Origin of the sequence: Variovorax sp. 54 (assembly GCF_002754375.1) — a bacterium.
Taxonomy (GTDB): domain Bacteria; phylum Pseudomonadota; class Gammaproteobacteria; order Burkholderiales; family Burkholderiaceae_C; genus Variovorax.
Genome location: NZ_PEFF01000001.1, coordinates 6174186 through 6195930, shown reverse-complemented (window position 1 = coordinate 6195930; position 21745 = coordinate 6174186). Strand labels below are relative to the sequence as shown.

The 21745-nt window shown below is 67.6% G+C and carries 25 protein-coding genes, 1 tRNA gene and 1 pseudogene; 10 read left to right on the top strand and 17 right to left on the bottom strand.

Features of this window, described 5'->3' with window-relative positions:
* The first annotated feature begins 30 nt into the window (after positions 1 to 30).
* Entirely contained in the window at positions 31 to 732 is a 702-nt protein-coding gene (locus tag CLU95_RS28370; RefSeq protein WP_180288692.1) for a TetR/AcrR family transcriptional regulator, read from the top strand.
* Here the strand turns inward: CLU95_RS28370 and CLU95_RS30770 are convergent.
* The 9 genes from CLU95_RS30770 to CLU95_RS28330 all read right to left on the bottom strand — a co-directional run bounded on the left by CLU95_RS30770 (position 729) and on the right by CLU95_RS28330 (position 7943).
* A complete protein-coding gene (locus tag CLU95_RS30770; protein ID WP_143606067.1) occupies positions 729 to 1010 on the bottom strand; it encodes a hypothetical protein in 282 nt (93 codons plus the stop codon). The two genes, CLU95_RS28370 and CLU95_RS30770, sit on opposite strands and share 4 nt — an antisense overlap.
* An 85-nt stretch (positions 1011 to 1095) precedes the next feature.
* Entirely contained in the window at positions 1096 to 1719 is a 624-nt protein-coding gene (locus tag CLU95_RS28365) for an alkylhydroperoxidase domain protein (protein WP_373669859.1), read from the bottom strand.
* Positions 1716 to 2339: a CMD domain protein gene (locus CLU95_RS28360; RefSeq protein WP_099796675.1), complete on the bottom strand. Its 624-nt coding sequence runs from the start codon at positions 2337 to 2339 to the stop codon at positions 1716 to 1718. Before CLU95_RS28360 ends, CLU95_RS28365 begins: the two co-directional genes overlap by 4 nt.
* Positions 2340 to 2349: 10 nt before the next feature.
* Positions 2350 to 3420 (bottom strand): putative FMN-dependent luciferase-like monooxygenase, encoded by a 1071-nt coding sequence (locus CLU95_RS28355; protein ID WP_099796674.1) that lies wholly within the window; start codon positions 3418 to 3420, stop codon positions 2350 to 2352.
* 104 nt (positions 3421 to 3524) lie between these two features.
* On the bottom strand, positions 3525 to 4094 hold the full coding sequence (locus tag CLU95_RS28350) for a hypothetical protein (protein ID WP_099796673.1): 570 nt from the start codon (positions 4092 to 4094) through the stop codon (positions 3525 to 3527).
* A gap of 40 nt (positions 4095 to 4134) precedes the next feature.
* Positions 4135 to 4893: a DUF899 domain-containing protein gene (locus CLU95_RS28345; protein WP_099796672.1), complete on the bottom strand. Its 759-nt coding sequence runs from the start codon at positions 4891 to 4893 to the stop codon at positions 4135 to 4137.
* Between the two features lie 28 nt (positions 4894 to 4921).
* Positions 4922 to 5617, bottom strand: a complete 696-nt coding sequence (locus tag CLU95_RS28340; RefSeq protein WP_099796671.1) for a Vgb family protein — start codon at positions 5615 to 5617, stop codon at positions 4922 to 4924.
* A gap of 48 nt (positions 5618 to 5665) precedes the next feature.
* Positions 5666 to 6886, bottom strand: a complete 1221-nt coding sequence (locus CLU95_RS28335; RefSeq protein WP_099796670.1) for a helix-turn-helix domain-containing protein — start codon at positions 6884 to 6886, stop codon at positions 5666 to 5668.
* 61 nt (positions 6887 to 6947) lie between these two features.
* A complete protein-coding gene (locus CLU95_RS28330) occupies positions 6948 to 7943 on the bottom strand; it encodes a Bug family tripartite tricarboxylate transporter substrate binding protein (protein WP_180288691.1) in 996 nt (331 codons plus the stop codon).
* Between the two features lie 103 nt (positions 7944 to 8046).
* Here CLU95_RS28330 and CLU95_RS28325 point away from each other — a divergent pair, with 103 nt between their 5' ends.
* The gene (locus tag CLU95_RS28325; protein WP_099796669.1) at positions 8047 to 8976 is read left to right on the top strand and encodes a LysR family transcriptional regulator; all 930 of its coding nucleotides are present in this window, start codon (positions 8047 to 8049) and stop codon (positions 8974 to 8976) included.
* Positions 8977 to 8994: 18 nt separating this feature from the next.
* Here the strand turns inward: CLU95_RS28325 and CLU95_RS28320 are convergent, their stop codons facing one another.
* Together CLU95_RS28320 and CLU95_RS28315 are read right to left on the bottom strand one after the other, a co-directional pair.
* Positions 8995 to 10779, bottom strand: coding sequence for a sensor histidine kinase (locus CLU95_RS28320; RefSeq protein WP_180288690.1), 1785 nt, complete (start codon positions 10777 to 10779; stop codon positions 8995 to 8997).
* Between the two features lie 83 nt (positions 10780 to 10862).
* Entirely contained in the window at positions 10863 to 11579 is a 717-nt protein-coding gene (locus tag CLU95_RS28315) for a LuxR C-terminal-related transcriptional regulator (RefSeq protein WP_257214755.1), read from the bottom strand.
* A gap of 162 nt (positions 11580 to 11741) precedes the next feature.
* Here CLU95_RS28315 and CLU95_RS28310 point away from each other — a divergent pair.
* The 4 genes and pseudogenes from CLU95_RS28310 to CLU95_RS28295 all read left to right on the top strand — a co-directional run.
* Positions 11742 to 11927: pseudogene (locus CLU95_RS28310) on the top strand (hypothetical protein); the annotation flags it as partial.
* A 92-nt stretch (positions 11928 to 12019) separates the two neighbouring features.
* A complete protein-coding gene (locus CLU95_RS28305) occupies positions 12020 to 12553 on the top strand; it encodes a nucleoside 2-deoxyribosyltransferase (RefSeq protein WP_099796665.1) in 534 nt (177 codons plus the stop codon).
* Positions 12554 to 12684: 131 nt separating this feature from the next.
* Positions 12685 to 12960: a hypothetical protein gene (locus CLU95_RS28300; RefSeq protein ID WP_099796664.1), complete on the top strand. Its 276-nt coding sequence runs from the start codon at positions 12685 to 12687 to the stop codon at positions 12958 to 12960.
* A gap of 29 nt (positions 12961 to 12989) precedes the next feature.
* A complete protein-coding gene (locus CLU95_RS28295; RefSeq protein ID WP_099796663.1) occupies positions 12990 to 13211 on the top strand; it encodes a hypothetical protein in 222 nt (73 codons plus the stop codon).
* 120 nt (positions 13212 to 13331) lie between these two features.
* Here CLU95_RS28295 and CLU95_RS28290 read toward each other — a convergent pair.
* The 6 genes from CLU95_RS28290 to cysS all read right to left on the bottom strand — a co-directional run bounded on the left by CLU95_RS28290 (position 13332) and on the right by cysS (position 18818).
* Positions 13332 to 13424 (bottom strand) — tRNA-Ser (locus tag CLU95_RS28290).
* A gap of 27 nt (positions 13425 to 13451) precedes the next feature.
* Complete coding sequence (locus tag CLU95_RS28285) at positions 13452 to 14720, bottom strand: aspartate kinase (RefSeq protein ID WP_099796662.1); 1269 nt, start codon at positions 14718 to 14720, stop codon at positions 13452 to 13454.
* Positions 14721 to 14775: 55 nt separating this feature from the next.
* Complete coding sequence (tilS, locus tag CLU95_RS28280; protein WP_099796661.1) at positions 14776 to 15753, bottom strand: tRNA lysidine(34) synthetase TilS; 978 nt, start codon at positions 15751 to 15753, stop codon at positions 14776 to 14778.
* A 21-nt stretch (positions 15754 to 15774) separates the two neighbouring features.
* Positions 15775 to 16755 (bottom strand): acetyl-CoA carboxylase carboxyltransferase subunit alpha, encoded by a 981-nt coding sequence (locus CLU95_RS28275; RefSeq protein ID WP_056582036.1) that lies wholly within the window; start codon positions 16753 to 16755, stop codon positions 15775 to 15777.
* An 18-nt stretch (positions 16756 to 16773) separates the two neighbouring features.
* On the bottom strand, positions 16774 to 17445 hold the full coding sequence (locus CLU95_RS28270; RefSeq protein WP_099796660.1) for a DNA-3-methyladenine glycosylase family protein: 672 nt from the start codon (positions 17443 to 17445) through the stop codon (positions 16774 to 16776).
* The gene (cysS, locus tag CLU95_RS28265) at positions 17442 to 18818 is read right to left on the bottom strand and encodes a cysteine--tRNA ligase (RefSeq protein WP_099796659.1); all 1377 of its coding nucleotides are present in this window, start codon (positions 18816 to 18818) and stop codon (positions 17442 to 17444) included. Before cysS ends, CLU95_RS28270 begins: the two co-directional genes overlap by 4 nt.
* A gap of 192 nt (positions 18819 to 19010) precedes the next feature.
* Between cysS and CLU95_RS28260 the strand changes: the two genes are divergently transcribed.
* The 4 genes from CLU95_RS28260 (at position 19011) to CLU95_RS28245 (ending at position 21742) form a co-directional block, all read left to right on the top strand.
* Entirely contained in the window at positions 19011 to 19601 is a 591-nt protein-coding gene (locus tag CLU95_RS28260; protein WP_099796658.1) for a tetratricopeptide repeat protein, read from the top strand.
* Between the two features lie 115 nt (positions 19602 to 19716).
* On the top strand, positions 19717 to 20313 hold the full coding sequence (locus CLU95_RS28255; RefSeq protein ID WP_099796657.1) for a peptidylprolyl isomerase: 597 nt from the start codon (positions 19717 to 19719) through the stop codon (positions 20311 to 20313).
* A gap of 27 nt (positions 20314 to 20340) precedes the next feature.
* Entirely contained in the window at positions 20341 to 20853 is a 513-nt protein-coding gene (locus CLU95_RS28250) for a peptidylprolyl isomerase (RefSeq protein ID WP_099796656.1), read from the top strand.
* Between the two features lie 112 nt (positions 20854 to 20965).
* On the top strand, positions 20966 to 21742 hold the full coding sequence (locus tag CLU95_RS28245; RefSeq protein ID WP_373669850.1) for a UDP-2,3-diacylglucosamine diphosphatase: 777 nt from the start codon (positions 20966 to 20968) through the stop codon (positions 21740 to 21742).
* Positions 21743 to 21745: the final 3 nt, after the last annotated feature.

Sequence of the window (21745 nt, the reverse complement as noted above, 5' to 3'; positions counted from 1 at the left end):
CCAGCCACGGCCCGCCAGCGCACGCCATCCATGAAGACTCCCACGGGCAAGACCACGCCGAAGCGCACCGCCGCCCCTGCCCGCACCGAGGCAACGCAACCGGTGGCCGATACCTCGGGGCGGCAGCGCCTCATGGACGCGGCCATCGTCGAGTTTTCCGAGAAAGGTTTCGAGGGCACGTCGGTGCTGGCCATCGCGCGGCGCGCGGACGTGAAGCAGCCGCTGCTCAATTACCACTTCGGCGGCAAGGAAGGCCTGTGGCGCGCCGTGGTCGAGAGCACCTACACCGAGGCGATGGCATCCATCGATGCGATGCAGGTCGACGAGGACACGGCCGATCCGCTCACCAAGCTGCGCAGCGCGCTGCGGGTGTTCGCCATCATCAACGTGCTGCACCCCGCAGCGCATTCGCTGGTGCTGCGCGAGGTGGCGCAGGCCGGGCCGCGGCTCGACTGGATCATCGAGCACTACATGCGGCCGTTCCACGAGCTGCTCGATGCGCTGCTTGCCGAATGCCAGGCGGAGGGTCTGATCAAGCCCTATCCGCGGGCCTATGCGAGCGTCATGATGACGAGCCTGCTGACGGCGGTGCAGTCGTCCATGCACCTGATCAAGCGGCTGTACGACGTCGATCCGATGAGCGCCGAACAGGCCGAGCAGCACACCGAGCAGACCATCGACCTGCTGCTGCACGGGATGCTGACGGACGCGCCCCGGAAGAAGAACCGCTAGCCAGCTGCCTGGCGCTGGTTCTGCTGCCCGCTCCTGTGCGCAATGACCGCGTCGCGCACCGCACGCTTCAGCGCCAATTGCGGCTTGCCGCAGTTGCTGCAGCGATAGAAACGCAGGCTGGGCAGGAACTTCATCCACAGCCGGCGGTGGATGCGCTCCAGGCCGGCCAGTCCGCATCGGCAGCGGACGAAGGGGTTGCCGAAAGCCAGGCCGGGCGCGGGAGCGCGGCCTTGGCGTGTCGTTGCGTACCCAGGGGCGTCGGTGTGCATGCGGGTCATCGTGCCGACCCGAAGGCGCGCCGCGCGCCGGACTGTGATCCCGCTCACTTGCCGCCGCAACAAAGCTGCGCGCGGCCTTGCGAAGCTAGCTGGAAGCGGGCTCCTGCGGCTCGCCCAGCGACAGCATCAACCGGTTGGCCCAGTTGAAGAAAGCCGCGCCATGCACGACATCGGCAATCGCCAGATCGTCCAGCCCCTGCGCGCGGAGCTTGACGACGTGCGCGGGCCCGAAGGTCGATGGCGTGGCCGACAACGCAACCGACGCTTCGACGATCGCATTCCAGCGTGCGCCCAGGTCGGCCTGCACGCCCTCGTCCAGCAGACGCTGCACATCGTCCGTGCGCTGCGAGAAATGCGAGGCAAAGCGCGCATGCACCGAGGCGCAGTAGATGCAGCCGTTGAAGCGCGAGGCGGCAGCGGCTGACAGCTCGCGCTCGGCGCGCGGCAGGCCGGCCTCGGGGTTGTAGAAGATGTCCTTGTCGGTGCGGGTGCGCGCGCCGAGGATGTCGGGGTCGCGCGCCAGCAGGCGGAAGTACGGCGACTTGGCACGCGAGGCATCCACGAGGCCTGCGTAGTGGCGCTCGGTCAGTTCGTCCTCGGGCAGCGGCTCGAGCCAGGGCAGCCACTCGAGCTGCGCCTGCGTGAAGCTGCGCGGGTGTGCGTTGTCAGGATGGGTCAGGGTCGATTCGGTGCTCATGGGGGCGCTCATGCGGAAGTGGTGGCCAGCGCGCGCAGGCCGATGACGACGCGGATCTGGAACGCGAGAAACGCCACCAGCTGCGACAACGTGACGATCTCGGTGGTGCGCCATCCCGCGTCGAGCAGCGCCTGCAGCGCCGCCGGGCTGGCGTCGCGCGGGTGGAAGACGAGCAGGTGTGCATGCGCGAGGCCGGCCGACAGTCGTTCGCCGAACACCGTGCGGTGTGTGTCGTCGACGGCGTAGAGCGGGCCGGCTTCGTCTTCCACACTGAGCGGGCCTGCCGGATAGCGACCGTACGGTCCTTGCGTGGCCCCGCGTGCGACCTCGGCCTCGATGGCCTTCGCCACGCCCTGCTCCGCCAAGGCCTCGGCATAGAAGCGCGCCACGTCGGGCTGCTTGTGCAACCCGGCAACGAAGGTCGCGACGGCGAAACGGTCCGCAATGTCGAAGTGCCCGGCCACGGGTTCGGCGGGCGCGAACAGCGCGAGATAGCTCTGCTGCGCCTGCGTGCGCGCCTGCTCGCGCTGCGCGCGCAGGCGGTCGAGCGTACTGCCGGGCGCGATGCCCACCAGCTGATCGATCACGTCGACGGTCTGAAGAACGGGAGAAGAAGAGACAACGGCATTCATGGGAAGAAACTCAGAGAAGCGCAAGCGATTGAAGGTCCGGCACGCCCGCATCGCGCGTCCAGCCCAGGGCGGGTGCAACGACGGTGGCGGTCAGTTCGATGGAACGCAGGATGGCCGCGTGCGGCGGATCGACCGAATGCACCTGGCACACGAGGTCGGTCACGCGCGCGAGCGTGCGGTCGGCGCGCAGCGAGGCGATGACGTCGTCGGGCGCGCCGACATGCACGTCGTACGCAGCGATCAGTTGGTCGAGCGGTGCATCGGCGCGAACGCGGTCGGCAAGGCCGATCTGTCCTGTGGCCGCGGCTTGCACCACCGACCGGCGCAGCCCGATCTCGGCGAGGCGCAGCGCCTCCTTGCGGGTGTCCGCCACGAAGACGCTGCGCGAGCCCACGATGCGCGGCGTGCGACCCGGCGGCAGCGCGGCCAGGTAGGCGTCGATGATCGGGTCCTGCAGGTCGGCCAGCGATGCATCGGGCGCTTGCGCCGTACGCGGCTGCGTGCGCGAGAGCATCAGCCCGTCGCCGGCCGTGCCCGCGCGCGTGCCGCCGCTCACCGAGAACGTCGCCTGCCAGAGCCGGCCGAGCAGTTGTGCGCCAGCCGGGTACAGCGTGTCGCCACCGGGCAGCGGCCGGCCAGCCCATGCATCGCGCACCGTGGCGAGCTGTCGCTCGAACAGCGCCGCACGGTCGTCGCTGTCCAGCCCGAAGGCCGCGAAGGACGCCGGCGTGCCGCCCGTGCCGACACCCACCTCGAGCCGGCCGCCCGAGAGCAGGTCCAGCACGATCGCGTCTTCGGCCGTGCGCACCGCGTTCTCCAACGGCAGCGTGACGATGCCCGTGCCCAGGCGGATGCGCCGCGTGCGCGAGGCCACATGCGCGAGGAAGACAAAGGGCGACGGCAGGCCGCCCTCGTGTTCATGGAAATGGTGCTGCGCCACCCAGGCGGAATCGAAGCCGAAGGCCTCGGCGTGGGCGATCTGCGCGGTAACGAGGCGGTAGCGCTCGGCGGCGGGGACATCGTCGAGCAGCAGGCTGAAAAAGCCGAGCCGCTTGCGCGGGGAAGTGAAGGTACCGGGCATCCGAAGGCCTGCGTGATCGAGAGCCTTCGAGTGTTGCGCCGCAGGCCGGTCGAATGGAAATCCGGTTTTCGCGCTTGCTTATGCGCTTTGCGCGCATCGCGCGTTCAGTGCGGCATCGCAGGCGCTCGCCGAGCGAGGCGACGCAGCCAGCCAACTCCCGCGCCGACGCCGACGGCCATCAGCCCGGTGGTGGCGAGCATCGCCACGGTATGGACTGCGACGGCCGCGAACGCCAGCACGAGCGAACCATTCATCGCACCCTTCGATGCATCGCCCATGCACAGCGGGATCAGCGCCGGCACCAGCATCAGGCCGGCACCGTGTGCGGTGGACATCATGAAAGACCACAGCGCCAGCCCCGCGTGCCCCGCCGGCGCACGCGCCATGGCAGGCAGCCGGCCCGACAGGTGAACGAGCGCGACCACCGCGAACGGCCCACCGGCAAGCCACTGCAGCAAGCCCCGGTCCATCGACAGGCCGAAGGCCACCGCGACGATCACGAGCGCGACCGAAGCCATATGCCCGACCGCGATCGGCCACAAAGCCCGCAGCGCCTGCCCCCGGTCGTGCGCGCGCAGGCCCCACGCAGCAGCGAACATCCAACCGGTGGTGGGGTTCAGGCCGTGCAGCACGCCCATTCCCGCGACCGCCAGCCAGGGCCAGAGGCTTGTCATGATGCGGACCGTTCAACAACACGCCAGGTCGCGCACTTTTTTACGGCTGCGCGTGGCAGCAGCCACCGGCCGCAGCCACAGGCGCGGGCTCGTAGCGGTCGTGGTGACGAATCCAGTCCATCGTGTAGGACGGGTTGTGCTCGTCGCGGCCCTTGGGCACGAGGTCGAGCATGTTGTACGTGCCCATCATCACTTCCACGCCGCGACCGTAGGTCGAGTAGGTGTGGAACACGTCGCCGGCATCGTCCTTGAAGAACACGCTGATGCCGGGTGCTTCTTCGCTCGGGAACGGCTGCTTCACGTAGTTGTAGGCGACCGCACCGCTGGCCATTTCGTCGGGCGTGAAGCTCACGCCGAAGTCGTGGTTGAAGTCGTTGTCGTGCGACGAGACCCAGGGGAACTGCCAGCCCATGCGCTGGCGGAAGGCCTCGATGCGAGCCAGCGGCGCGCGCGAGACGGCCAGCAGCGTGACGTCGCGGTGTTCCAGGTGCACGCGCATGCCGTCGGAATGGTCGGCCATGAACGAGCAGCTCTGGCAGCCCTGCTCCCAGTCGGGGCCGAACATGAAGTGCTGCACCAGCAACTGGCGGCGCCCCTCGAACAGGTCGGCCAGCGAGCGGCGGCCTGTGGGGGTTTCGAAGACGTAGGCTTTTTCGACGCGCGTCCAGGGCAACGAGCGGCGCTCCTCGGCGATGCGGTCGCGCAGCTGGGTCAGCTCCTTCTCGCGCGCCAGCAACGACTTGCGCGCGTCCATCCAGCGGTCGGGGGTCACGACGGGGTGATTCAACGTGGTGTTCATGGTGTGTGCTCCTTGGCTTGTGTTTCGTTCAGGCCGTGGCGGCCTTTGGGCGACGCACCGCACGGACCTTGCTGGCCCGGCCGTCGCCGGCGTAGAAAAGCCCCGCGCCGTCGGATTCGAGGCCGCTCACGCCGACGCCGCTGGGCATTTCGAGCCGCGCGATCACGTCGCCGCTGGCGGGGTCGACGCGGCGGATGTCGCTCTGGTCGCCTTCCCAGGTGCCGTGCCACAGCTCGCCGTCGACCCAGGTCACGCCGGTGACGAAGCGGTTCGATTCGATGGTGCGGCGGATCGCGCCCGTCGCCGGGTCGATCTGGTGGATCTTGCGGTCGCGGTACTCACCCACCCAGAGGCTGCCTTCGGCCCAGGTGAGACCCGAGTCGGAGCCGTTGCCGGGTGCGGGAATCGACGCCAGCACCTTGCCGGTGGCGGCATCGATCTTGTCGATGCGCGCCTCGACGATCTGATAGAAGCAGGTGCCGTCGAAGGCGGTGCCGGCGTCGCAGGCGACGTCGATCCGGCGTGTGGCTTTGCCGCTCGCGGGATCGAAGGCAACCAGTTGCCCGCCGGTGGCGGCCCACACCTGGTGGCCGTCGTGCGTCACGCCGTGGATGCGCTCCACGCCTTCGAACGGACCGTACTCGCGCACGATCTCCGCGGCCTGCACCGCGCCTTCGAACCGGTCCTTGCCGGCCTTCCTGCTCTGACTGTTGCTGCTGCTCATGGTGGGCTCCTGTAGGTGCGCCACAGGGGGTAGCGCATGAGCCCGACTCTATTCAATCGGCAGCGCGGCGGGGAGTAACAAGATCGTCGTGAATCCCGCCAGCGGCGAGGCCAGCCAGCGGCGCGCCCGCGCCTGCCCGATGGCACGCACGCGCCGTTCCGCCTCGAGCTCGGCCAGCGCGCGCTGCACGGTGCGCTGGCTCGCGCCCAGGGCCAGCGCGAGGGCCGAGGTCGACCAGGCGGCGCCGTCCGACAGCAGCGCCACCAGCGAGGCCTGGTCGCCGTCGATGGGCGGCGCCAGCACCACGACCGGGTGCGCATCGTGCGGCGTGAGGATGAAGCCGCGCGGCGTGGCCTCGATGCGCGCCATCGGCTTGACGAGCGCGCGCAGCCGGCCGATCTCGACGCGCAGCCGCGCGCGGTGCGTTTCGTCGGGGTCGCGGGTGCGGAAGGCGTCGGCGATCAGTGCGTCGCGGTCGACGTCGCCGGGCCAGGCCGCAGCCAGTGCGCGCGCCAGCGAGAACAGCACGGGCCGGCGTGCGAGCGAACGCCAGGTGTCGCCGCCGCCGACACCGCGGCGGCAGGCATCGACGACCAGCGCATCGGACGCGAGCAGCGCCTCGACTTCATCCAGGCGCAAGGGCTGTTCGCTGTCTGCGGCAATGCGCCGTGCAGCGGGACGTTCGAGCGCGGCCCGTGCCTCCGCCACCTCGGCCAGCAGCGCCGGCACGCGCGCACGCACCGCCGCGTCATGCGCGCGGGTGAGCGCTGCCCGTGCCGTGCCGGTGCGCAGCGAACGCAAGGCGAGCTCCGCCGACGCCAGCTCGGCCACCGCCGCCAGCGACGGCGGCAGGCTGTGCCCGTCGAGCAGCGACAGCGCGGCAGCAGCCTCGTCGAGCCGGCCGAGCAGCAGCAGCCGGCGCGCTGCGATGAGCCGCGCCTGCAGTGCATTGGCCAGGTCGTCGCGCGCCTCCAGCGTGACGGCCGCCGCGGTCAGCGCGCGCGGTGATCCGCCCAGGTCGCGCATCGCGAGTGCCACCTCGGCCTCGGCGACGACGCAGCGCGCTCGGGCCAGTTCTTCGTGCGATCCGAAGCCGCTCGCGGCACGCCGCAGCAGCTCGCGCGCACGCGGATGCTCGCCGAGCTGCGCCATCGCAATGCCGCGCAGCGCAAGCGCCGGCGGGTCGTCACGCAGGGCCACGCGCTTGAGGGCACCCAGCGCGTCGCCGGCAGCGAGCGCGCGCGCGGAGGCGGCGATGAGGGAATCCATGGGGCGACAGGCTACAACACCGCCGGTGCGCCGCGGCCCGCCTCATCGCGAGGCGGCGTCTTCAGTCCAGCGAGATGCCGCGCTCACGAATCAGCGCGTGCCACTTCTTCGTCTCTGCAAAGGCGTAGGTCTTCATCAGCACGCTGTCGCTCGGCACCGGCTCCCAGCCGCCTTCCTGCAGCTTCTTGCGCACGCCCTCGTTGCCCACCGCCGCCTGCATCTCCTTGGAAAGGCGCTCCTGGATGGCGACGGGCGTGCTGGCGGGCACCACCAACCCCTGCCATGCGTAGGCTTCCGAGTCCTTGAAGCCCTGCTCGCCCACCGTGGGCACGGCGGGCAGGATCGGCAGCCGCTTGGCGCTGAACGCCATCAGCGGAATGACCTTCCCCGACTGGATGGCGCTGAGCCCCGACGAGGTGTCGACGACCATCAGCGGCACCTGTCCGCCCATCACGTCCTGCAGCGCGGGCGCGGCGCCGCGGTACGGCACATGCATCGTCGACAGGCCGCTGCGGCTCAGGAACAGCTCCATCGCCAGGTGGTGCGGGCTGCCGTTGCCCGGCGAGGCGTACGACAGCGTGCCCGGCTTGCTCTTGAGCTGCTCCATCAGGGCGCCGATGGTCTTGAGGTTGGTCGATGGCGCCGCCACCAGCACGAGGGGCGTGCGGGCCATCAGACCGAGCATCGCGAAGTCGCGATCGACGGCATAGGGCAGCTTCTTGTAGAGCGCGGGGTTGTACACGAGCACGCCGTTGTCGGCCGTGAACACGGTATAGCCGTCGCCCGGCGATCGGGCTGTGACCTCGGCGCCGATGATGGCGCCGGCACCGGCCCGGTTGTCGACGATCACCGGCTGGCCGGCCTGGATCGACATCTGCGCGCCGATGGTGCGGGCCAGGAAGTCGCTGCCGCCGCCGGCGGGGTAGCCGACGATCCACTTGATCGGCTTGGACGGAAAGGCCTGCGCCTGCGCTTGCGCGTGGCCCCCGCCGAAAGCGAGCATGCCAGCCGCAAGTGAAAGGAAGATGCGGCGCGCCAGGCGATAAGAAACGGGCATGAACGATGTCTCCTGCAGTGGTTGTTGTGATGGCGCTGCGATTGGATGCGAGCTTCATTCATGGTTCAATCAGATATTTCTTTCCCACTTATCGGATAAACCGATGAATGTCACGCTGCGCCAATTGCGCGCCTTCATCGCGGTGGCCCGCGCCGGCAGCGTGACCGAGGCGGCCCTGCGGCTGCACATCACGCAGTCGGCACTGAGCGGCCTCATCAAGGACCTGGAGTCCAACCTGGGCGTGCAGATGCTTCACCGCACGACGCGCAGGCTGCAGATGTCCAGTGCAGGCGAGGTGTTCCTGCCGATGGCCGAACGCATCCTCCAGGACCTGGGCATGGCGCTCGACGCGGTGTCCGACCTGCGGGAGCTGCGCACCGGCACCGTGCGCATCGCGGTGCCGCAGGTGATGGCGTGCACGGTCATGCCGGAAATCATGGCGGCCTTCGCCCAGAAGTACCCCGGCATCCGCGTGCGCCTGCAGGACTCGATGGTGGAAAGCGTGCTGGGCCGCCTCATCAACGGCGACGTCGACCTGGCCATCGGCCCCGAGCGCGACGCCCCCGCCAACGTGGTGGCGCGCACGCTCTTCACCCTGCCCTTTCTGGCGGTGCTGCCCCCGGGGCATCCGCTCACCAAGAAGCAGCGGGTCGCCTGGAGCGACCTGGTCCGCTACCCCGTGATCTCGCTGCAGGGTGAATACACGCAGCTGCTCAGCGCCGAGCTGTATGCGTCGCCGGGCCGGCTCGAATTCAGCCCGACGCACGAAGTCGCCTTCCTGACGACGGCCCTGAGCATGGTCGAGCACGGCCTGGGCGTGACCACCTGCCTGCCGTATGCAGGCGAACTGCTGCAGCGCCAGAAGCTCGAATTCCGCCCGCTCGTCACGCCCGTGCTCAGCCGCAAGTTCCAGGTGTGGCTCAACAAGGACCGCGGGCTCTCGCCGTCGGCGCAGGAGTTTCTGGATTTCCTGCTGCAGCACATCGAAGACCACCCGGCGCCTGAGGTTCGCGCGTTCCGGAAGGCGCGCTGATCACGCGGGCAGCGCGCCTCAGCTGCTGCCAGCGCCTGCCACGGGCGCCCGCACCCTCGCCTCCAGCCGCGTGCCGCCATCGCCCGCATCGATCTGCAGCGTGCCGCCGATGCGTGTCATGCGCGCCTGCATGCTGCGCAGGCCCAGTCCGCCGATCGATGAGCCGACGGCGACCGCATCGAAGCCCACGCCATCGTCCTCGATGCTCAGCAGCACACCGGCCTCGCCGTCGGCCATCAGCTGCACGCGCAGCGTGTGCGCGCGGCTGTGCTTCACGACGTTGGCCAACGCTTCTTCGAGCAGGCGCGTGAGGCCCAGCACCTGGCGCGCGGACAGCGCGCAGGGCCAGGCCGCGGGCGTCTGCCAGTGGCTGCGCATGCCCATCTCCTCGAAAAGGCGGCCGAAACGGTGGCGCATCGGCGCCAGCCATTGCGTAGGCGTGGCAGCGACCGGCGCCGCGCCGCCGCTGTGGGTGTCGATGATCTGGCGCAGGTCGTCGCGCAACGACTTGAACATCGACAGGTACTGCGGCCGCCGCAGCGCCTCGCCCGATTGCTCCACCAGCGCGATCGAGCGCACCAGCGAACTGCCCAGGCCGTCGTGCAGGTCGTGCGCCACGCTCAGGCGCTCGTGCAGCCGCACGTTGTCGAGCTCCAGGCGGTGTTCGCGGCTGAGCGTGTCGGCCAGCTCGGTGCGCGCCCCGCGCACTTCGCGCGCCAGGTCGTCATTGAAGCTCTCGACGCGGCGCAGGCTGCGCGTGAAGCCGCCCGCCAGGATCAGCGACATCCCGATCATGATCAGCGGCGCCGTGACCACGGTGTAGCCGAAGCGGTCGTCGATGACGCGCAGGATCATCAGCGCGTCGTGCACGGCGGCCACCAGGAAGCCGAAGGCGCACAGGGCCAGCAGCAGGTGCTCGGTCTTCTTCGTGTCGAGCGCGCGCAGGATGAACTGCACGCAGACGGCCATGAAGAGCAGCGAATACACGATGAACACCGCCAGCGTCGCGACCGACAGCGCGGGTTGCGCAAGCAGCGCGATCGCCGCCACGGCCAGTGCGGCCACCGCCCACAGCACACGGCTCAGGCGCGGAAAGCGCTGGTCGCCGAAGTGCCACATGAACATGCAGAAACAGCTCACGTACAGAACCATCCACGCCGTGATCCAGCGCGACCAGGCGTCGGTGGAGCCGAACGGCCACGGCAAGGTGCTGACCACCGTGTTGCTCGCGAACACCAGCCAGGCGATGGCGCTGAGTGCGTACCAGCCATAGGCGGTTTCCTGCCGGCGCATGAGCCACAGCACGAGGAAGAAGCAGCCCAGCGTGATCGACATGACCAGGTTGACCGCGGGCAGCACGCGCGCGAACAGGCGGCGCTCGTCGTGGTACGCCACCGCCTCGTCCGCCGGGCCGAGCACCACGCGGCCCAGCCCCGAGCCGTACATGCTGCCGCCCACCACCTGCACCCACAGCGTGTTGGTGCCGGGGTTCAAGGCCGCGGCCGGCAGGAAGAAGACGCGCGGCGTGTTCCAGCTGCGGCTCAGCGGCTCCACGAGGCTGGCGTCGCGCCAGAGCAGGTTGTCGTTCAGCGAGATAGCACCGGCCATGCTCAGGTAGTCGAAGGCCACGCCCAGCTGCGGCTCGTCGTCGCGGCCCGCGCAGGGGCGCTGCCAGTCGATGCGGTACCACACGGTGCCTTCGAAGCCGGGCCAGCGCTCGCTCCAGAGATCGGGCAGCGTCACCGGCTGCCAACCGTCGATCGGGGGCGGTGCCTCAGGCCCGGCGCCGGGCGCGGCGGGCACGGCCCGCACAGTGTCGATGCGCGGTGCGCACGCCTCGGCCGCCCCGGCCGCCGAAGCCGCGTGCGCGAACAACCACCACAGGCTCAGGCCAGCAAGCCACGCGAACGCGCTGCGAAGACGGCGCGCGTGCGCGAAGAAACGGTGAGCTTGCGGTAGATGTTCTTGATGTGGCATTCGACGGTGTGCCGCGACAGAAAGATCTGCTCGGCTATCTCGCGGTTGGTCAGGCCTTCGGCCACCAGCTGGAGGATCTGCAGCTCGCGTGAGGTCAGCACATCTTCGCCGACGCGCCCCGGCGTGGCCGGCGGCGCCTGCGTCAGGTCGAGGATGCGGCGCGCAATGAACGGATCGATCGGCGCCCCGCCGCGCAGCACGCTGCGGATCGACAACAGCAGCTCCAGGTCGTCGCGCTCCTTGAGCACGTAGCCGGTGGCGCCGGCGCGCAGCGCGTTGAGGATGAGGTCGTCGGTACTCCAGGCGGAGATCACGAGGATGCCGGGGCCATCGTCCGCGTGGATCGATGCACTCATCTGCGCGATCAGCTCCACCCCGTTGCCGTCGGGCAGGCCCAGGTCGACCAGCACGAGCGCGAACGGCTGCCGCGTGAGTTCGATGCGGGCATCGGCCAGCGTGCCCGCCAGCACCAGCGCTTCGCGGGCGTAGCCCAGTTGGGCCAGGATGTCGACGATGCGACGCTGCATCAGCGCGTCGTCCTCGACGATCAGCACGGGCACCGGCAAATCGGGACTGGGCGGCGGCGTCATCGCCGGGCCTTCGGACTGGGGGGAAAAAGCGGACATCAAGACGGTTCGGACAAGGTGGGAAGCATGCCCGAATCATCACCCAGGCTTCGCGCGTGAAGATGCAGTGTCCCCTCGCTGCACGCCTCCTGTCATCACCAGATCTGGGGGTTCTGGCGGCAGTCGGTCTTCGCCTACAGACAGGCGGCGTGCGAGCGACAAGTGAACCCACCGCCCACGGCCACGGTCGATCCGGCAGTGGCCGAATACAAGGCGGCCCGCGACAAGCTCTCGGCCGACTACAAAACCGGCCGCACCGCCTGCGATGCCATGAAGGACAACGCCAAGGACGTCTGCGTGGAGGAAGCCAAGGGCAAGGAAAAGCTGGCCAAGGCCGACGAAAGCCAGGGCGTGGCCGAAGTCAAGGCGATGAAGAAGTAACCCACCGGGCCGCAGCCCTTCCCGTGGGCGCTTCGCGGGGGCGGCCGCATACTTGACAGATGCCCTCCTCCCCCACGCGTCCGCGGGTCTATCTCGCGGGCCCCGACGTGTTCCGGCCAGACGCCGCGCAGTACTTTGCCGCGCTGGCGCTGGCCTGCGACGCGCTCGGCATGACGGCCGTGCCACCGTTCGACGGCACGCACGCCGGCCCCGACCCGGCGCGCCGGATCTACGAGGAAAACATGAAGCTGCTGCGGTCGGTGGATGGCGTCATTGCCAACCTTGCGCCGTTTCGCGGCCTGGAGCCGGACTCGGGCACGGTGTTCGAGGTCGGCGTGGCCATCGCCCTGGGCCTGCCGGTGGCCGCCTACGGCGTCCCGCCGGGCACCTACGCACAGCGCGCCGGCACGGCAGGCCTCGTCGGCCGCGGCCCGGACGGCACCTTGCGCGACCCCGAGGGCACGCTGATCGAAGACTTCGGGCTGCCGCTGAACCTCATGCTCGCGTGCTCCGTGCGCTTTTCGGACCTGGCGACCGATGCGCTGCAGATGCTGTCCAGACTGCTGGGGTCAGTACCCGAGAGGAAGCAATAGGCAATTTTTCGTGACATAAATCACATTTAAAGGGCGTGACGTCACCCGTTTCGGGGATGATGTTTCCACAAGTAGTCCTTTAAGCTTCTTTTTTCGTTAAGCATCCCAACGCCCCAAAAAAGGAGGCCAGGATGCCCCCCACAGACCCACAAGCAGTTTTCGAAGCGGCAGGCCGCCTGGGCCCCATGGAGGTCCTGGCCACGCAGACCAGCGCCGTCGTCTCGATGCTGCGCGCGCTGTACGCCGCGCACCCCGAGCCGGCGAAGGTCCGCTACCACTTCGACCGGCTGATCGGCCAGTTGCTGACCAGCCCCTACCTCAGCCACGACCCGGATCACGCGCTGATCCTTCAAGACACGGCCGCGACCCTGGTCCGGCCACCGATCGAATCCGACCCGGTGCGCTGAGCATCGGATGCACTCCAGGAGACTCTGAAATGAGCTTTGAAAAAATCAGGCTTCGGTTCGGTCGGTCGTTCCGCCGCGGGGATCGCGTCGTCTGTGAAGGCCGGCCCGGCATCATCACCGGAACGACCTATCCGCACGTGAGGGTGCGCTTCGACGGGCGGCAGATTTCCGTGCCTTGCGATCCTTACGAATTGCATGTGGACGCAGCGCCGATCGCGACGCTGTCCACGCTCGGACCGCAGCCGTCCTGAAGACATCGCCTCGCCTTTTCGGCGGAACTGCCGTGCGTTGCGAGCAGACGCAAAAAAGCCCCGACTGGCGGGGCTCTTAAGGGCTGTTTGATCACTGCAAAGTGATCAGGAAGCCAATCCTGGCGGAACCGGAGGGATTCGAACCCTCGATGAGGCTCTACACCCCATACTCCCTTAGCAGGGGAGCACCTTCGGCCACTCGGTCACAGTTCCTGAAAGCAACCGCAATTATGCCATTACTTAAGCGGTCGGTTGGTCCAGATCGAACGCTTTATGCAGCGCGCGCACGGCCAATTCCATATATTTTTCGTCGATCACGACCGAGGTCTTGATTTCGCTGGTCGAGATCATCTGGATGTTGATGCCCTCTTCGCTCAACACACGGAACATCTTGCTCGCCACACCCACGTGGCTGCGCATGCCGATGCCCACGATGCTGACCTTGCAGATCTTGGTGTCGCCCACGATTTCGGTGGCGCCCAGCGAAGGCATCACCTTCGACTCGAGCAGCTCGACCGTGCGCGCGAACTCGTTGCGATGCACGGTGAAGCTGAAGTCGGTCTTGCCGTCCTTGCTGAGGTTCTGGATGATCACGTCGACTTCGATGTTGGCGTCTGCCACGGCACCGAGGATGTGATACGCGATGCCCGGCTTGTCGGGCACGCCGAGCACCGAGATCTTGGCTTCGTCGCGATTGAATGCGATGCCGGATACGACGGCTTGTTCCATGTTTTCGTCTTCCTCGAAAGTGATCAGCGTGCCGGACTTGGCCTCTTCATTGATGTCGATGTCCCACGGCGTGAAGCTCGAAAGCACGCGCAGCGGCACCTTGTACTTGCCGGCGAATTCCACCGAGCGGATTTGCAGCACCTTGGAGCCCAAGCTGGCCATCTCGAGCATCTCTTCGAAGCTCACGGTGTTCAGGCGACGCGCATCGGGCTCGACGCGCGGGTCGGTGGTGTAGACGCCGTCGACGTCGGTGAAGATCAGGCACTCGCTGGCCTTCATGGCCGCTGCGATGGCCACGGCCGAGGTGTCGCTGCCGCCACGGCCGAGCGTGGTGATGTTGCCCTCGTCGTCCACGCCCTGGAAGCCGGTGATGACCACGACGCGGCCGGCCTCGAGGTCGGCGCGCACCTTGGCGTCGTCGATGCTCTCGATGCGGGCCTTGGTGTACGAGTTGTCGGTGCGCACCGACACCTGCCAGCCCGCGTAGCTCACGGACTCAGCGCCTTCGGCCTGCAGCGCCATCGCCAGCAGCGCCGACGAGGCCTGTTCGCCGGTGGCGGCGAGCATGTCGAGTTCGCGGTGATAGGCCACGCCGGGTTTGCCCGGCGAGAGCTCCTTGGCAAGACCGAGCAGGCGGTTGGTTTCGCCGCTCATGGCGCTGGGCACCACGATCATCTGGTGGCCCGCACGCGCCCATTTGGCGACGCGCTTGGCGACATTGCGGATGCGCTCGGTCGAGCCCATCGACGTGCCGCCATATTTGTGAACGATCAATGCCATGGATGAAATCAGAGAAAGATAAAGGGCCGCCTGGAAAGCGGCGCCCTGCAAGCCGTCAGAGCGAAGTCTTCAGCGAGGGCGGGGCATTGTACCAATGCAGCCGCTCTCCCCTGCGCTCGGCGAAGCCTGCGCCCACCTTGAGGTGGATGCGGTGCCCGCGCGTGGTGCAGGCATGGACCTGGTCCAGCAGCTGGTCAAGCTGCGCTGCACTCGGTGCGCAGCCGTGTGCCTGCATCAGCCAGTGGCGCAGCACGTTGGCCTGCCGCGCGCGGGACAGCGCCTGCAACGGCCGGATCTGCGGCGGCTCGCCCACTGCAGCGAGGTCCTGCGCCGCCAATTCGCCCAGCAGTTGCTGCGCCTGCGCCGCGTGGCCGACGCTGCGGGCGAAGGTGGCGCGGAACTGCGGGAAAGCCTCCGCCAATGCGGGGAGCAGCACGGCGCGAATGCGGTTGCGGGAGTAGCGCGCGTCGGCGTTGCTCGGGTCTTCGATCCATGGCAACTGCTTGTGCGCAAGCCAGTCTCGGATATCGGCCGCGGGCACCGCGAGCAGCGGCCGGTGGATGTTCAATCCGTCGCGCACGGCATGCGCGGGCATGGCAGCCAGGCCCGGCAGGCCGGCACCGCGGGACAGCGCCAGCAGCAGCGTTTCGACCTGGTCATCGGCGTGATGCCCGAGCGCGATGGACGACACCGCAGGCCGCGCCCCATCGGCTTGCGCCATGGCTGCATACGCGTGATAGCGTGCGCGGCGTGCCGCATCTTCGGGACTGTCGCCTGAGGCATGCCGCGCATCGACCCGGTGCGTCACCAACGGCACACCGAGCCGTTCGCAGAGTTGCGCGCACTGCCGTTCGAAGTCGTCAGCCGCCGCCTGCAAGCCGTGATGCACGTGAAAGGCAATCACCCGCCCCGGCCATCGCGCCGCGCAGGCCGCGAGCAAGGCGGTCGAATCCGCACCGCCGCTGAAGCCGACGGCCAGTGGCAGGCTCGCCGGTTCGAACGCGGCCATGGCGCGTTCGAAGGCTTCGCTCATGATCGAAAAAGGAAAAGCCGCTCAGCGGCTGTTGTCGGCCTTGGTGTCGTTGAACCGGCCGTAGCTCTGCAGGCGCTCGTAGCGGCGGTCCAGCAGTTCCTTCGTCTTCAGGTCGCTGACCTGGCGGAAGGCATCGTTGAGCGCGCGCTTGAGAAACGCGGCCATCTGGCGATGGTCGCGGTGCGCGCCGCCGACGGGTTCGTTGACGATCTTGTCGACCAGGCCCAGCGCCTTCAGGCGGTGCGCCGTGATGCCCAGTGCATCTGCGGCTTCCTGCGCCTTGTCGCTGGTCTTCCAGAGAATGGAGGCACAGCCTTCGGGGCTGATCACGGAGTAGATCGAGTACTGCAGCATCACGAGCTGGTCGCCGACCGAAATGGCCAGCGCGCCGCCCGAACCACCCTCACCGATGATGGTGACGATGATGGGTACCTCGAGCTGCGCCATCTCGAAGATGTTGCGGCCGATGGCTTCCGACTGGCCGCGTTCTTCCGCGTCGATGCCGGGGTAGGCACCGGGCGTGTCCACGAAGGTGAACACCGGCAGCTTGAATTTCTCGGCCGTCTTCATGAGACGCAGCGCCTTGCGGTAGCCCTCGGGCTTGCTCATGCCGAAGTTGCGCGCGGTGCGCTCCTTCGTGTCGCGGCCCTTCTGGTGGCCGAGCACCATGCAGGGCACACCGTTGAAGCGCGCCAGGCCACCGACGATCGACAGGTCGTCCGAGAAATGACGATCGCCATGCAGCTCGACGAAGTCCGTGAAGATTTCGTTGACGTAGTCGAGCGTGTACGGGCGCTCCGGATGCCGCGCGATCTTGGTGATCTGCCAGGGCGTCAGGTCGCTGTAGATGTCCTTGGTGAGCTGCTGGCTTTTCTTGCCGAGCTGATCGATTTCTTCCGAGATGTCGACCGCCGATTCGGTCTGTACATAGCGCAGTTCTTCGATTTTGGTTTCGAGTTCAGCAATGGGCTGCTCGAAGTCGAGGAAGGTTCGTTTCGCCAACGTCTTCTCCTGTTTTGTTCAATATGCGACCGGCACGGGGTCCAGCGATCGCCAAATATACCAAGTCGCCACGCTGCAATACGGCGCCCAGGCCACGGCGACGTCGCGGGCATCGCTGCGGCTGACCGGATCGCCCGAAAAATAGTTCACGCTGATGCCGTTGAGCAGGCCCTGGTCGTCGACCGGCAGCACGTTCGGGCGCATCAGGTGGAAGATGAGGAACATCTCGGCGGTCCAGCGGCTGATGCCGCGGATGGCCACGAGCTCTTCGATGATGAGCTCGTCCGACATGTCTTGCCAGCGGTCGACATGCACGGTGCCCGAATCGAAATTCAGGGCCAGGTCGACCAGGTATTCGATCTTGCGTGCCGACAGCCCGGCGCCGCGCATGTCATCGACCTTGAGCTTGAGCACGTTGGCCGGCGTCAGCTTGCGCGGCAGCGTCGCGAACTTGTCCCAGGTCGACTGCGCGGCCTTCACCGAGATCTGCTGGCCCACGATGCTGCGCGCCAGCGTGGTGAAAGCGTCGCCGCGCGATTCGAGGCAGGCTTCGCCGAACTTCGGAATGAGCCGCTTCATCACGCGGTCTTTCTTGGCCAGGTGCTTGCAGGCTTCCTCCCAATAGTCCGGCGTGTAGATGCGCACGCTGGTCTGCTGGGTTGCAGGTACGGGGTTCGTCGTTCCGTTCACTGTGCAGCCGCCCAGGTCGTTCCCGTGGGCGAATCCTTGAGCACGATGCCCTGCTCGAGGAGTTCCTGGCGAATGCGATCGGCTTCGGCGAAATTCTTCGCCGCCTTGGCCGCCGCGCGTGCATCGATCTTCGACTGGATGGTGGCTTCGTCGAGCGTGGTGCCGGCTTGCAAAAAAGCTTTCGGGTCGCCTTGCAGCAACCCCAGCGTTCCGGCCAGCGCCTTGAGAAGGCCCGCGGTCTCTGCAGACTTGGTGCGATTGACCTCGCCAGCCAGCTCGAACAGCACGGCAATGGCTTCGGGCGTGCCGAAGTCTTCGTCCATCGCTGCCTTGAAGCGTGCGGCGTGGGGCTGCGTCCAGTCGATGGCCACGGCCACCGGCGCCACCAGGTCGAGCGCGGTGTACAGGCGCTTGAGCGAGTTGCGCGCGTCGTCGAGGTGCGCGTCGCTGTAGTTGAGCGCGCTGCGGTAATGCGTGCGCACCAGGAAGAAACGCAGGCTTTCGGCGTCGTACTTCTGCAGCACTTCGCGGATGGTGAAGAAGTTGCCCAGGCTCTTGGACATCTTCTCGTTGTCCACGCGCACGAAGCCGTTGTGCACCCAGAAGCGCGAGAGCGGCTTGCCGTTGGCGCCTTCGCTTTGCGCAATTTCGTTCTCGTGGTGCGGGAACTGCAGGTCGGCGCCGCCACCGTGGATGTCGAAGGTCTCGCCGAGCGTGGCGCAGCTCATGGCCGAGCACTCGATGTGCCAGCCCGGGCGGCCGGTGCCGAAGGAGCTTTCCCATTTGGCATCATCGGGTTCGGTCGGCTTGGCGGATTTCCAGAGCACGAAGTCGAGCGGGTCTTGCTTGCCGTCGAGCACCGCGACGCGTTCACCGGCGTGCAGTTCGTCGAGCGACTTGCCCGAGAGCTTGCCGTAACCGGGGAACTTGCGCACCGCGTAGTTCACGTCGCCGTTGTCCGAACGGTAGGCCAGGCCCTTGCGCTCCAGCGTCTCGATGATGCCGAGCATCTGCGGCACGTATTCGGTGGCGCGCGGCTCGATGGTGGGCGGCTCGATGCGCAGTGCACCGATGTCCTCGTGCATGGCCGCGATCACCTCGTCGGTCAGCGCGCGGATGGTGATGCCGCGCTGGACCGCGCGGGCGATGATCTTGTCGTCGATGTCGGTGATGTTGCGCACGTAGGTCACGGCATAGCCGCTGGCGCGCAGCCAGCGCTGCACCACGTCGAACGCCATCATCATGCGGGCGTGGCCGATGTGGCACAGGTCGTAGACCGTCATGCCGCACACGTACATGCGAACCTGCCCAGGTTGCAGGGGGGAGAATTCCTCCAATTCACGCGACAGCGTGTTGTAGATGCGCAGACTCATGGGACTCGGAAAGCGTTGATTCGCGCACGTGCGGCACGGGCGAACAACGGTGTATTTCAGGGGTGACGGGGGGCGTGGCTACGAGGGGTTCGACGTGGCCCCTCGGCTACAATGCGACGCAGTATAAACGGCTGCCGCCGCGCAGCATCCGGGTGTTCTCCAGGCCCGCTCCCCCCATCCTGCCGAGACTTCATGAAGCACGCCGTGTTCTCCAAACTCCCCATTACCTTTGCACTGCTGTTCGGTCTGTGGGGCATTGCCGCGCACGCCAACGACTACGACGACGTCAACCTTCTGCTGCGCCAGGGCAAGTCCGCCGAGGCGCTGGCCAAGGCCGACACCTACATCGCCGGCAAGCCGCGCGACCCGCAGATGCGCTTCCTGCGCGGCGTGATCCTCACCGAGCAGAACAAGACCGCCGAGGCCATCACCGCGTTCACGCAGCTCACGCAAGACTTCCCGGAACTGCCCGAGCCCTACAACAACCTCGCGGCGCTGTACGCCTCGCAAAGCAAGTTCGACCAGGCCCGCGCCGCGCTCGAAACGGCGCTCAAGCTCAGCCCCAACTACGCCACCGCACACGAGAACCTCGGCGACGTGTACGCGCGCCTGGCGGCCCAGGAATACATGCGCGCCCAGCAGTTCGCGACCACCAACGCGAGCGTGGCGCCCAAGCTTTCGCTGATCCGCCAGATTTTCACACCCAAGGCCACGGCCGATGCGGCCGTGCTGCCTGCGGCGCCTGCCGAAGTGCGCAAGCCCGTGGGCCGCACGACCAAGTAGCGGCCAAGTTCCGGCCAACAGCCCCTTGCAATCCGGCGGTGCGCACACAGTTGCCTCCCAACCTGCGCAACTGCAGGTCCATCGCCCTCTCCTCCACCCGCACACGGAGCCTCATTTGACGACCTCTGCACTTTCCCGCTTCAGCCGCCGCGGCGCCCTCACGCTGGCTGCGGCCCTGGCCTTTGGCGCTGCCGCCGGCGCGCACGCCCAGCAGGCCGCACCACGCGTCAAGCTCGCCACCTCGGCGGGCGACATCGTGGTCGAGCTCGATGCGGCCAAGGCCCCCAAGACGGTCGAAAACTTCCTGCAGTACGTCAAGGACAAGCACTACGACGGCACGGTGTTCCACCGCGTCATCGACGGCTTCATGATCCAGGGCGGCGGCTTCACGGCCGACCTGCAGCAAAAGCCCACGCGCCCGCCGATCCCGCTCGAGGCCAACAACGGCCTGAAGAACGACAAGTACACGATCGCGATGGCCCGCACCGGCAACCCGAACTCGGCCACCTCGCAGTTCTTCATCAACGTGAAGAACAACGACTCGCTCAACGCCCCCAATCCCGACGGCTACGGCTACACCGTGTTCGGCAAGGTCGTCGCCGGCACCGACGTGGTCGACAAGATCCGCGCCGTGCAGACCGGCAACAAGGGCGGCATGCAGAACGTGCCCGTCGAAACCCTCACCATCCAATCCGCCACGCTGGCGAAGTAATCTCATTTCCGTAGAAGGAGCTATCCCATGAGCAACCCCCAAGTCGAACTGCACATCAAGAACTACGGCGTCATCACGCTCGAACTCGACGCCGAGAAGGCGCCGAAGTCGGCCGCCAACTTCATCGAGTACGTGAAGAAGGGCCACTACGACAACACGGTGTTCCACCGCGTGATCCCTGGCTTCATGGTGCAAGGCGGCGGTTTCGAGCCCGGCATGAAGCAAAAGCCCACCGGCGCGGAGATCGAGAACGAAGCCAACAACGGCCTCAAGAACGCCAACTACACCGTGGCCATGGCCCGCACGAGCGCACCGCACTCGGCCACCGCCCAGTTCTTCATCAACGTGGCCGACAACGGCTTCCTGAACCACACGGCGCCTTCGGCCCAAGGCTGGGGCTACGCGGTGTTCGGCAAGGTCACGGGCGGCGCCGATGTCGTCGACAAGATCAAGGCCGTGAAGACGGGCCGCAAGGGCTTCCATGACGACGTGCCTCTCGAAGACGTCGTGATCGAAAAGGCTGTCGTCACCGCCGAGTAAATGAGCCCCCCGGCTTGCCACTTCGTGTGCTTCGCCACCCCCAAGGGGGAGGCGCGGCTCGCCTTGGGGCGGCCCGGCGGCAGCCGCCGCATCTCAGGCACGGCGGCGCGGCATGACCCCGATGGCGAACCCGGCTTTCTCCGAGCTGGTGGCGCCGCCCGCGTGGCGCACCGTCGACCTGATCTCCGACCTGCACCTGCAGGCCAGCGAACTGGCCACCTTCGAGGCCTGGCAGGGTTACCTGCAGACCACGCCGGCCGATGCGCTGGTGATCCTCGGCGACCTGTTCGAGGTGTGGGTGGGCGACGATGCCGCCGACCAGCCCGGCTTCGAGGCGCAGTGCGTCGAGTTGCTGCAGCGCACGGCGCAGCGCATGCCGGTGTTCTTCATGCACGGCAACCGCGACTTCCTCGTCGGCAAGGCCTTTGCGGCGCAATGCGGCCTCACGCTGCTCGACGACCCCACGGTGCTGGTGCTGCATGGCGAACGCTGGCTGCTGAGCCATGGCGACGCCCTCTGCCTCGAAGACACCGAGTACCTCCAGTTTCGCGCCCAGGTGCGCACGCCCGAATGGCAGGCCGCGTTCCTCGCGCGCCCGCTGGAAGAGCGCCGCGCCCTCGCCCGCGCCATCCGCACACAGAGCGAAGACCGCAAGCGCGATCCTTCCACCCTCTGGGCCGACGTGGACGCGGACGCTGCCCGCCAATGGCTGCAACACGCAGGCGCCAGTGCGCTGATCCACGGCCATACCCATCGCCCCGCCGTCCACGACCTGGGCCATGGCCTGCGTCGCATCGTGCTGAGCGACTGGGATGCCGCCGCCCATCCGCCGCGTGCGCAGCTGCTGTGCCTGTCGGCCGCCGGCGCGCAGCGCGTCGACCTGCGCTAGGCG

Excerpts from the sequence above, each read along its gene's own strand:
- CLU95_RS28370 (WP_180288692.1), top strand. The coding sequence starts at position 31 with ATGAAGACTCCCACGGGCAAGACCACGCCGAAGCGCACCGCCGCCCCT.
- CLU95_RS30770 (WP_143606067.1), bottom strand. The coding sequence starts at position 1,010 with ATGACCCGCATGCACACCGACGCCCCTGGGTACGCAACGACACGCCAA.
- CLU95_RS28365 (WP_373669859.1), bottom strand. The coding sequence starts at position 1,719 with ATGAGCGCCCCCATGAGCACCGAATCGACCCTGACCCATCCTGACAAC.
- CLU95_RS28360 (WP_099796675.1), bottom strand. The coding sequence starts at position 2,339 with ATGAATGCCGTTGTCTCTTCTTCTCCCGTTCTTCAGACCGTCGACGTG.
- CLU95_RS28355 (WP_099796674.1), bottom strand. The coding sequence starts at position 3,420 with ATGCCCGGTACCTTCACTTCCCCGCGCAAGCGGCTCGGCTTTTTCAGC.
- CLU95_RS28350 (WP_099796673.1), bottom strand. The coding sequence starts at position 4,094 with ATGACAAGCCTCTGGCCCTGGCTGGCGGTCGCGGGAATGGGCGTGCTG.
- CLU95_RS28345 (WP_099796672.1), bottom strand. The coding sequence starts at position 4,893 with ATGAACACCACGTTGAATCACCCCGTCGTGACCCCCGACCGCTGGATG.
- CLU95_RS28340 (WP_099796671.1), bottom strand. The coding sequence starts at position 5,617 with ATGAGCAGCAGCAACAGTCAGAGCAGGAAGGCCGGCAAGGACCGGTTC.
- CLU95_RS28335 (WP_099796670.1), bottom strand. The coding sequence starts at position 6,886 with ATGGATTCCCTCATCGCCGCCTCCGCGCGCGCGCTCGCTGCCGGCGAC.
- CLU95_RS28330 (WP_180288691.1), bottom strand. The coding sequence starts at position 7,943 with ATGCCCGTTTCTTATCGCCTGGCGCGCCGCATCTTCCTTTCACTTGCG.
- CLU95_RS28325 (WP_099796669.1), top strand. The coding sequence starts at position 8,047 with ATGAATGTCACGCTGCGCCAATTGCGCGCCTTCATCGCGGTGGCCCGC.
- CLU95_RS28315 (WP_257214755.1), bottom strand. The coding sequence starts at position 11,579 with ATGTCCGCTTTTTCCCCCCAGTCCGAAGGCCCGGCGATGACGCCGCCG.
- CLU95_RS28305 (WP_099796665.1), top strand. The coding sequence starts at position 12,020 with ATGCCCTCCTCCCCCACGCGTCCGCGGGTCTATCTCGCGGGCCCCGAC.
- CLU95_RS28300 (WP_099796664.1), top strand. The coding sequence starts at position 12,685 with ATGCCCCCCACAGACCCACAAGCAGTTTTCGAAGCGGCAGGCCGCCTG.
- CLU95_RS28295 (WP_099796663.1), top strand. The coding sequence starts at position 12,990 with ATGAGCTTTGAAAAAATCAGGCTTCGGTTCGGTCGGTCGTTCCGCCGC.
- CLU95_RS28285 (WP_099796662.1), bottom strand. The coding sequence starts at position 14,720 with ATGGCATTGATCGTTCACAAATATGGCGGCACGTCGATGGGCTCGACC.
- tilS (WP_099796661.1), bottom strand. The coding sequence starts at position 15,753 with ATGAGCGAAGCCTTCGAACGCGCCATGGCCGCGTTCGAACCGGCGAGC.
- cysS (WP_099796659.1), bottom strand. The coding sequence starts at position 18,818 with ATGAGTCTGCGCATCTACAACACGCTGTCGCGTGAATTGGAGGAATTC.
- CLU95_RS28260 (WP_099796658.1), top strand. The coding sequence starts at position 19,011 with ATGAAGCACGCCGTGTTCTCCAAACTCCCCATTACCTTTGCACTGCTG.
- CLU95_RS28250 (WP_099796656.1), top strand. The coding sequence starts at position 20,341 with ATGAGCAACCCCCAAGTCGAACTGCACATCAAGAACTACGGCGTCATC.
- CLU95_RS28245 (WP_373669850.1), top strand. The coding sequence starts at position 20,966 with ATGACCCCGATGGCGAACCCGGCTTTCTCCGAGCTGGTGGCGCCGCCC.